This is a genomic window from Nocardia citri, assembly GCF_054065835.1.
On the sequence record NZ_JBSUQM010000027.1, the window covers coordinates 62,488 to 71,492 of the forward strand.

At 65.4% G+C, this 9,005-nt stretch carries 10 protein-coding genes and 1 pseudogene; 8 read left to right on the forward strand and 3 right to left on the reverse strand.

Annotation, left to right across the window (positions count from 1 at the left end; translation table 11 throughout):
- Positions 1-200: 200 nt before the first annotated feature.
- The 7 genes from ACW2Q0_RS26605 to ACW2Q0_RS26635 all read left to right on the forward strand — a co-directional run bounded on the left by ACW2Q0_RS26605 (position 201) and on the right by ACW2Q0_RS26635 (position 5,865).
- Positions 201-1,415, forward strand: coding sequence for a 4Fe-4S dicluster domain-containing protein (locus tag ACW2Q0_RS26605; RefSeq protein ID WP_457193644.1), 1,215 nt, complete (start codon positions 201-203; stop codon positions 1,413-1,415).
- Entirely contained in the window at positions 1,402-1,911 is a 510-nt protein-coding gene (locus ACW2Q0_RS26610) for a Crp/Fnr family transcriptional regulator (protein WP_457193645.1), read from the forward strand. The genes ACW2Q0_RS26605 and ACW2Q0_RS26610 overlap by 14 nt, the downstream gene beginning before the upstream one ends.
- Positions 1,908-2,762 (forward strand): FAD/NAD(P)-binding protein, encoded by an 855-nt coding sequence (locus tag ACW2Q0_RS26615; protein WP_457193646.1) that lies wholly within the window; start codon positions 1,908-1,910, stop codon positions 2,760-2,762. The genes ACW2Q0_RS26610 and ACW2Q0_RS26615 overlap by 4 nt, the downstream gene beginning before the upstream one ends.
- Positions 2,762-3,535, forward strand: coding sequence for an NADH-quinone oxidoreductase subunit B family protein (locus ACW2Q0_RS26620; RefSeq protein ID WP_457193647.1), 774 nt, complete (start codon positions 2,762-2,764; stop codon positions 3,533-3,535). The genes ACW2Q0_RS26615 and ACW2Q0_RS26620 overlap by 1 nt, the downstream gene beginning before the upstream one ends.
- Entirely contained in the window at positions 3,519-4,811 is a 1,293-nt protein-coding gene (locus ACW2Q0_RS26625) for a Ni/Fe hydrogenase subunit alpha (RefSeq protein ID WP_457193648.1), read from the forward strand. The genes ACW2Q0_RS26620 and ACW2Q0_RS26625 overlap by 17 nt, the downstream gene beginning before the upstream one ends.
- 55 nt (positions 4,812-4,866) lie before the next feature.
- The gene (locus ACW2Q0_RS26630) at positions 4,867-5,424 is read left to right on the forward strand and encodes a hydrogenase maturation protease (protein ID WP_457193649.1); all 558 of its coding nucleotides are present in this window, start codon (positions 4,867-4,869) and stop codon (positions 5,422-5,424) included.
- A gap of 138 nt (positions 5,425-5,562) precedes the next feature.
- Positions 5,563-5,865 carry a hypothetical protein gene (locus ACW2Q0_RS26635; protein WP_457193659.1) on the forward strand — a complete coding sequence of 101 codons (303 nt, stop codon included), beginning with the start codon at positions 5,563-5,565 and terminating at the stop codon, positions 5,863-5,865.
- On the opposite strand, the gene ACW2Q0_RS26640 is transcribed toward ACW2Q0_RS26635, so the two are convergent.
- Positions 5,759-6,472 carry a helix-turn-helix domain-containing protein gene (locus ACW2Q0_RS26640; protein ID WP_457193650.1) on the reverse strand — a complete coding sequence of 238 codons (714 nt, stop codon included), beginning with the start codon at positions 6,470-6,472 and terminating at the stop codon, positions 5,759-5,761. The two genes, ACW2Q0_RS26635 and ACW2Q0_RS26640, sit on opposite strands and share 107 nt — an antisense overlap.
- An 86-nt stretch (positions 6,473-6,558) precedes the next feature.
- Positions 6,559-7,554 (reverse strand): amidohydrolase family protein, encoded by a 996-nt coding sequence (locus tag ACW2Q0_RS26645; protein WP_457193651.1) that lies wholly within the window; start codon positions 7,552-7,554, stop codon positions 6,559-6,561.
- A gap of 161 nt (positions 7,555-7,715) precedes the next feature.
- Here ACW2Q0_RS26645 and ACW2Q0_RS26650 point away from each other — a divergent pair, with 161 nt between their 5' ends.
- Entirely contained in the window at positions 7,716-8,264 is a 549-nt protein-coding gene (locus ACW2Q0_RS26650; protein WP_457193652.1) for a TetR/AcrR family transcriptional regulator, read from the forward strand.
- Between the two features lie 205 nt (positions 8,265-8,469).
- On the opposite strand, the pseudogene ACW2Q0_RS26655 reads toward ACW2Q0_RS26650, so the two are convergent.
- Positions 8,470-9,005: pseudogene (locus ACW2Q0_RS26655) on the reverse strand (helix-turn-helix domain-containing protein); the annotation flags it as partial.

Genomic DNA, 9,005 nt, shown 5'->3' on the forward strand with positions numbered 1-9,005 from the left:
CCATATATCCGGCCCGGGACCCCCGGGGACATCGAGCCGCGTGCACCGTCGCCTTTCAGCGAAACTCCGGGTGGCCTCGAGCCACATCTATCAGGGCATTGGCCTGCTGTAGCAGGGACCTTCGCCCCTCGCCGCCGGTATCGCACCGGACAAGACTGGAAAGCAGAATTCTGTGCTCCTACCGAAGCGAGGTCCCGATGATGTCCGGCGATACCGAGGTGATCGACCGCGCCGGTCTCGACCGTCTGGTGGACGTGTTGCGCGATAACGGGTATCGAGTGATCGGACCGCAGCTACGCGACAACGCGATCGTCCTGGACGAACTCGACTCCGGAAACCAATTGCCCGGCGGCTGGGGTGTCGAAACCGCACCCGGCCGATATCGGGTGTACCGCCGCGACGATACTGCCGTCTTCGCCCATTCGGCCGGGCCGGGGTCGTGGAAGCAGTTCCTGCTTCCGCCGCGGCGCAAGGTGTGGGAAACCGGACCTGACCTGAATACGCGACCGGCCGAGCAGCCCCAGATCCGGATGGCGTTTCTCGGCGTCCGCGGCTGCGATCTGAGCGCCATCTCGGTACTGGGGCGCGTGCTGGGCGGCGGCGCCCATCCCGATCCCACGTTCGTCGGACCGACCGGGACCCAGACGGCCGAACCTGCCGACACGACGGCGGTGCATCCCGGCGTGGGGCCGGATGACCGGGGCCTGCCCGCAGCCGATGACCGGACACCGTTCGTCGTCGCGGTGAACTGCACGGAGCCGGGCGGCGTGTGCTTCTGCGCATCGATGGGCACCGGTCCGGGCGTGGCGCCCGGGTACGATCTCGCCCTGACCGAGCGCCTCGACGCGGATGGTCATCGGTTCCTGGTCGATATCGGCAGCGAGGTCGGCGCCCGAATTCTCGCCGACGTCACTAGTCGTCCGGCCGATGCGACGGAGGTATCGGATGCGCGCGCGGCGGTGTCGGCGGCCGCGGGCCGGATGGGCCGCACCATGCCCGAGACCGATATCCGCACCCTGATCCGCGATTCCCGGGAGTCGCCGCACTGGCAGGATGTCGCGAGCCGCTGCCTGACCTGTGCGAACTGCACAATGGTGTGCCCCACCTGCTTCTGCACCAGCACCGAGGATGTCACCGACCTGACCGGCGAACACGCCGAACGCTGGGAGCGGTGGGCGTCCTGCTTCGAACTGGACTTCTCCTATCAGCACGGCGGCAGCGTGCGGCAGTCCGGTGCGGGCCGGTACCGGCAGTGGCTCAGCCACAAACTCGGCACTTGGTACGACCAGTTCGGAAGTTCGGGATGTGTCGGGTGTGGGCGGTGCATCGCATGGTGTCCGGCCGGTATCGATCTGACCGCAGAAGTCGCTCGGCTCGCCGAACTCGCCGGAAGAGTGGGCGATGACGACGGTTGACGAGTTGGCCGAGTTCGCCCAGTTGAGTTCGCTGAGCCTAGCGGAACGGACCGCGCTGGCCGCGACCGGACGCGACGTGTCCTATCCGGCCGGATACCGGCTGATCGTGGAAGGCCAACCAGCGCACCAATGCTGGCTGATCCGCCGGGGGCGAATCCTGTTGGACTCGCCGGTGCCGGGGCGCGGCGATCTCGTCGTGCAGACCCTCGGCAGTGGTGATCTGTTGGGCTGGTCCTGGTTGGTGCCGCCCTACCGCTGGCATTTCGGCGCGGTGGCGGGTGACCCGGTGGATGCGATCGAGTTCGATGCGGCGGCGCTCACCGAATTGGCCGAAGCGGACCCGAAATTCGGGCATGCGCTGACTTTGATGCTGTTCGAAGCGTTACTCGACCGGCTGCAGGCCACCCGGGCCAGGCTGCTCGATCTCTACCGCAACCCCGCAGAAGCGTGCGACGATTACGCATGCCGTGTAGGCGCGGGACGGGGTGCGTCATGAGTGTCGACGCGATGGCCCGCCCGACGTCCGTCGGCGAGGTGATGTTGCCGTACCGGGTCACCCACCGCACGCAGCAGACGCGCGACACCGCGACACTGCGGCTGGAACCGGTTGGTGTTGCTGCGCGACATTTTCAGGCCGGCCAGTTCATGATGCTGTACAGCTTCGGCGTCGGTGAGGTCGCGATGTCGGTCAGCGGAGATCCAGCCGCGAACAGTGATGTGCTCGAACATACGATCCGTGCGGTCGGGGCGGTCAGCGGGGCGCTGCACGACACCGGAATCGGCGGCGTAATCGGCGTGCGCGGCCCCTTCGGCGTCGGTTGGGATCTGGCATCGGCGACTGGGAACGACCTGGTCATCGTCGCCGGCGGGGTCGGGCTCGCACCGTTGCGCCCGGTGGTCCTCGGTGCGCTCGCGGCCCGCGCGGACTACCGGCGCGTCATTCTGCTCACCGGTGCGCGCACTCCGTCGAACATCTTGTTCGGACAGGAACAGAACGACTGGCACAGGAGCGGTTCGGTCGAACTGCACCAGACCGTCGACCATCCCGAACCCGGGTGGACCGGGCGGATCGGTTTCGTCACGGAGCCGCTCGCACAACTGCGGCTGGAACCGGCCCGCACCACCGCCTTTCTCTGCGGCCCGGAGCCGATGATGCGATTCTGTGCACAGACCCTGTTGCGCAAGGGAATTGCCGCGACCGATATCAGAGTGTCATTGGAACGCAATATGCAATGCGGTGTCGCACGATGCGGTCACTGTCAACTCGGTCCGCTGCTGATCTGTCGAGACGGCCCGGTCGTCGATTACGCGGTGGCCGAACCTCTACTGGCCGTCCGGGAGTTGTGATGGCTACCCCGACCCTCGCGGTATGGAAATTCACCTCATGCGACGGCTGTCAGCTGACGCTACTGGACTGTGAGGACGAACTGCTGACCCTCGCCGGCCGGATCCGCATCACGCACTTCACCGAGGCATCCAGCGCAGTCGAGCCGGGCCCCTACGACGTATCGCTGGTCGAGGGTTCGATCACCACGCCCGACGACGTACGCCGGATCACCGAAATTCGTGCGCAATCCCGGATTCTGGTGGCAATCGGTGCGTGTGCGACGCACGGCGGGATCCAGGCGCTACGCAATTTCGCCGACATCGCCGAATTCACCTCGGTGGTCTATGCCAGCCCGGAATACATTTCGACACTCGCCACCTCGACCGCGATCTCGGACCACGTTCGGGTCGATTTCGAGCTGCGCGGCTGCCCGATCGACCGGCGCCAGCTACTCCATACCCTCGGTGCGTTCCTGGCTGGGCGCGCACCCGATATTCCGAACACCAGCGTCTGCACCGAATGCAAACGCCGTGGCACCACCTGCATATCGGTCGCCGACGGTATCCCGTGTCTGGGACCGGTCACACAGGCCGGATGCGGTGCGCTGTGCCCGGCCTACCACCGCGGCTGCTTCGGCTGCTTCGGACCGATGGCGAATCCCAATATCGGTGCGTTACTTCCCATTCTGCGTATCAACGGCATGGACCAGCCCGACATCGACCGGGTCTTCACCACATATGCGGCGGCAGCACCGGCCTTCGCGGACCGGAGCCGTGATGAGTCACCGCAGTAGGCAACTGAAGGTCAGTTCGCTGGCCCGGGTGGAAGGCGAGGGCGCGCTCCGGGTCGTCGTCGCGGACGGGGCGGTCGAGCGCGCGGAGCTGAATATCTACGAGCCGCCGCGCTTCTTCGAGGCATTTCTGCGTGGCCGCGCCTATACCGAGCCGCCCGATATCACCGCCCGCATCTGCGGGATCTGCCCGGTCGCTTACCAGACCAGCGCATGCACCGCGATCGAGCAGATCTGCGGCGTCCGGTTGGACGAGCCGCTGGCGGACCTGCGGCGGCTGCTGTATTGCGGCGAGTGGATTTCCAGCCATGCCCTGCACATTCATCTGCTGCACATTCCCGATTTCCTCGGCTATCCGGACGCGATCACTCTCGCCGCGGACCACCGTGAACTCGTCGAACAGGGCCTGGCGTTGAAGAAGGCCGGGAATATGCTGCTCGAGCTCATCGGCGGACGACCGATCCATCCGATCAATGTCCGGGTCGGCGGCTTCTATTCGGTTCCCGATCGCAGCGATTTCGCCCGGGTGGCCGAACAATTGCACCGCGCGCAGGATTACGCCGTGCGCACCGCCCGTTGGGCCGCCGGATTCGACTTTCCCGAAGTCGAATTGGATCACGTACTCCTGGCCGCCACCGAACCGAACCGATACGCCATCGAATGTGGCGACATACATACCACCGACGGTCTCTACTTCCCTCCAGCCGAATTCCCGGCGCATGTCGTCGAGCAGCAAGTACCGCATTCGACCGCGCTGCACGCGCGACTCGACGGCAAACCATATTTGACCGGGCCGCTGGCCAGATACACGCTGAATTCGCGGCAGCTTTCGCCGACCGCCCGGCAAGTCGCGGCGGAAATCGGGCTCGGCGAGCAATGCCGCAACCCCTTCCGCAGCATCCTTGTTCGCGCCGTGGAGATCGTCTACGCCGTCGACGAGGCGCTGCGGCTGATCGAAGCCTACGAACACCCGCCCCGCCCCGCGGTGCCCACCGCGCCCCGTGCGGGCGTCGGTCACGGTGTCAGCGAGGCGCCCCGCGGGCTGCTGTACCACCGATACGAGGTGGACACCGACGGCATCGTCCGCGCCGCCACCATCATTCCGCCGACCGCCCAGAACCAGGCCGCGATCGAGGACGATCTGCGCCGCGTCGTAGCGGCCAACCTGGACCTCGATGATGCCGCGCTCACCACGCTGTGTGAGCGCACCATTCGCAACTATGACCCGTGTATTTCCTGTGCCGCGCACTTCCTCGAGATCGACGTGGTGCGCCGGTGAGCGAGCGAATCACCGCAGCGCGCACGCCGGAGCCCAGTGTCGGCGAGGTGCGAGCATGAGCGGGGTGCGGGCGGTTGTCATCGGCGTCGGCAACGAATTCCGCAGCGACGACGGGATCGGTCCCGCCGTGGCCGCCGCCATCGACGAAATGGGGTTGCGAGAGGTATCGGTGACCGTATGCGACGGCGAGCCGGCCGGACTGTTGGATGTGTGGGCGGATGTGGACCTCGCGATCGTGGTCGACGCGGTGCTGTGTGAACCGTGCACTCCGGGACGGATATGGCGCACCACAGTCGACGCGTTGCGCGGCGTCACCAGGACCGCCAGCTCGCATGCCCTCGGCATTCCCGACGCCCTGCCATTGGGTCGAGCCCTCGGCCGCGTGCCCGGCGAACTCGTCGTCATCGCCGTCGAAGCGGCGAGCCTCGATCTCGGCGTCGGCATGTCCGAATCGGTCGCGACCGCGGTATCACCGGTGGTCGACGCCGTGCTGATGGAGCTGGCTCGAGTGGGAATCACGACCAGGCGGATCGGTACGGCCCGCCAGCCCGCGCAGGCGGGCAATCCTGCCCGGGACCATGGGACCGATCTCCGCCCGGCAGAAAACTCCTGATCAATGGCCTTCCGGGGGGCTCGCGGTCACATTGGTGCCGATCGGCCCTCGAATCGAGGGACCGGTGGCCCTGCCCAGACGTGACCACCCAGCAATACGGTGGGCAACAATGTGACCCACCTAGCAAGGCAGCAGCAAATGACATTGGTGAGATCCGAGAACGCCATGGCCGACGTCGTCGAACCGACCGATGCGGTCGAGCACCTCCGAGAAGACTTTCCCGCCGTTTCCGCCGAGGTACTGTCGGCCGCTGTCAGCGGTGCGCAGCGCGAGTTGAACGACGTACCGCCCGGATGGTTGCCCGAACTCGCCGAGCGCTTGGCGTGGTGGCGTATCAGCACCGCCACGGGACCATCTCGTTCTTGGACGCCGGGTTCGGCCCGCAGCGGCAATTCGACACCATCGGCCCACACCGGGGCGCAGATGCCGAGACAACCTTGACAACAGCGGTGCCGGTGCCGATCACCATGCCACCGGCGAAATAGTTCGCGAGCGTCGCCAGATCCGCCAGTCGCGACGAGCCGCAGCGAGAGAAGGTGAGTGACCAGCAAGGAGATGGGCTCGGCATCGTGCGGCTGCTTCGCGGGACCGCGATATCCACACCGAATCCGCAAGGTAGGTCTGAACAAGCGCGCCCTCGACGGTTCGGGCAACTCTTCGGATCGCAGGTTGACTCTGAGCGTGTCGTAGCCGGGAAAGGGGTGGTCACCGCGTGATCCTTCAGAAGACCTACCAAAGTCGTGATGGCCACCTCTTCGACCTGGTCGAGCAGGATCGACGGCGGCCGGCCCGGCCGTGGCTCGTCGGACAACCCGTCCACGCGGTCGGTGATGAAACGAGCCCGCCAGCGGACCACGGTCTTTTCGTCCACACCGACCTCGGCCGCGACCTGCCTGTTCGTCGCCCCCTCGGCGCAAGCCAGCACGATCTTCGCCCCTGGCGGATCCCGGGAAACGCACTCGAAGAGGCAAAGTAATTTACGAGTCGCACCGGTTGTCGCGACGACACAGATCCTGTCAGCCAGCCCCGGGTCGGCCACCTCGAACACTCAGAGGCGATTCAGGGCGGTCGCGTTTGGACGCCAGAACGGTTGGGGGCGAGCTGCTTTGCACGCTCGCCCACCGACCTTGATCGTCATCCATCGAGCCCGAGTAACTGTTCGGCGTTGGCGTGAGAGATCTTTTCCTTATCCGGCCGGCTCAACGGCAGTTGGTCGAAGAAGGCGCGTCCTTCAGCGTTGCGGCTGTACGGGTAGTCCACGGAGAACATGATGCGGTCAGTGCCGACCGCGTGGAGGGCGGCGGCGAAGGGTGCGTAGTCGAAGATGCCGCTGGTGGTGAGATAAAAGTTTTCGGTGAAATAGTCCTTGACAGGTTTGGCCAGCCCACTGATCCCAGACATCATCCAGTTCACCCTCCAGATCATCGATGGCAGTGTCTCGCCGAGATGACCGATGATGACCTTCAGGTTCGGAAATCGGTCGAAGACGCCACCGAGGATCAGCCGTAGCGCGTGCAGTCCGGTGTCGACGTGCCATCCCCATCCTGCCCCGGCCAGGGATTCGCTGATGACCGGGGGGAGGCCTTGGTAGCTGGCGTCGATCACCGGCTGGGGCAGCCGGTTGGGGTGAAGGTAGACCGGCACACGCAGCGCTTCGGCGGCCTCGAACACCGGCCAGAAATACTGGTCATCGAGGTAGCGGCCATTGACATGGCCGTTGATCAGGGCGCCGACGAAGCCGAGGTCGGTGACGGCTTTGTCCAGCTCCTTTACAGCGGCAGCGGGGTCTGACATAGGCAGAGAGGCAAAGCCGGCAAACCGGTCGAGGTGGGCGGCTATCGCCTGCGCCATGGCGTTGTTTGCCTCGGCGGCCAGGCGAATGGATAGGTCGGGGGCCAGCTCTTCGGGTCCGGGTGTCGTATGGGAGAGCACCTGAAGATCGATGCCGGCGGCGTCCATCTCGGCCAGGCGCTGCTCACCCAGGTCGAGCAGCTGGGACAGGAGCTCCTTGCCAACGGCGGCGCCCCCGCGTTCGGCGAGCAGGCGGGGCAAGCGAACCACTGGGTGGTCGGCGTTGGCGTCCCAGATGGCCCGAGTAGCGAAGTGTTCCTCCAGCGCGATGATCTTCATGCTGCCTCCATGGCGTCTGGTGTCGGTCGGGTATCAGGCAGCCTACTCCGAAAGCGGACAAGTTCGTCCACTTGTATTTTTATTCTTTACTTCACTGCAGGTTGGGGATCCGAGGGTGCGCGTCTAACCTCGACTGGGTGGCGGGTAACTCGGAGTCGTTAGTGCGCAGTGATGTCCGGCGGAATCGTCGGCTGATACTCGACGCCGCGCAGGAGCTATTCGCCACAACACCGCAGGTGCCGCTGTACGAGGTGGCCCGCCGTGCGGGTGTCGGGCAGGGCACGCTCTACCGCCACTTTCCCGACCGCAGCGCCTTGGCTGGTGCGTTGATGCGGCAGGAGCTCGATCGGCTCCGTACCGCGATTGCCGACCGGGAGGACGCGCCCGGTGCGTTCGGAGAGTTACTTGAAGCCTTCGTCGACAGCCAGGTGCGACTGCACCAGCTAGCGAGCGTCGTACGTGAGGGAACGGGTAGGGACCTCGCGTTCGCGCAGGTCCGGGAACAGATAGCCGCTATCTTCGCGCGACCGCTGGTGGCTGCCCAGACGGCCGGCATAGTGCACTCCGATCTCACGACCGAGGATGTGCTGCTGATTCCACGGATGCTCGACGGCGCAATGCAGTACGCGGCCGACGCCGAGTCGCGTACGAAGGTGGCGCGCCGTTGCTTGAAACTGCTCAGCATTGGTTATAACGCTCGCCAGCAATGACCCCGATTCCATCGCCGAAATGAATAGGGTCCTCGATCTCTATGACAATCCGCCCGCCGCGGGCGTGTGGTGTGTGGACGAGTTCGGGCCGTTGAAACTGCAGGCATGGCCAGCACCAGGACCTGGCGCATATTCGCCTAATGCACTGGATACGCTGGTCAGACGGGCAAAGCCCGGTCGGCCTGTCGCAGCGTCGTACCAGGCGTCAGAGCGCGATACCGACCCAGCCAGCGAAACTTGACAGACTGTCGGTGCGTCGTCGTTCGGCCGCCGCGATCCCGTGCAGCGTCTCGCGTACCGATGGGTGCAAGCGGGTGTGCTGCGGTGCAACCCGCCGCGCCAGGTTCAACGATTTCAGCGCCTTATCCGGCTGCCCGGACATCAACCACGCCCGTGCTACGTCCTGCCAGTGGTGACCGGCACGCGGTAGCGCGATACCCGCCGGAAGCACGAGCGCCGTCCCTTCACGGGCGGCTCCACCGGGGTCGCCTGCTTCGAGTTCCACTGCACACGAATGGATTTCGACATTCGCGTGACCGAACATAGTGCCGTACATGTCGGATTCTCCGTTGACATGTAGCGCGGACGTTCGAGCCTCCGTGATGTGGTTTCGAGCAACGTCGGGACGGAACCCACGAGCGGCGATGATCGACCCGCACAGGTGCCCGAACCCGCGTACCTCAGTAGCAGCGGCATCATCACCAGTGATCGTGTCCAGCGCCTTTTCGATTAACGTCAGTG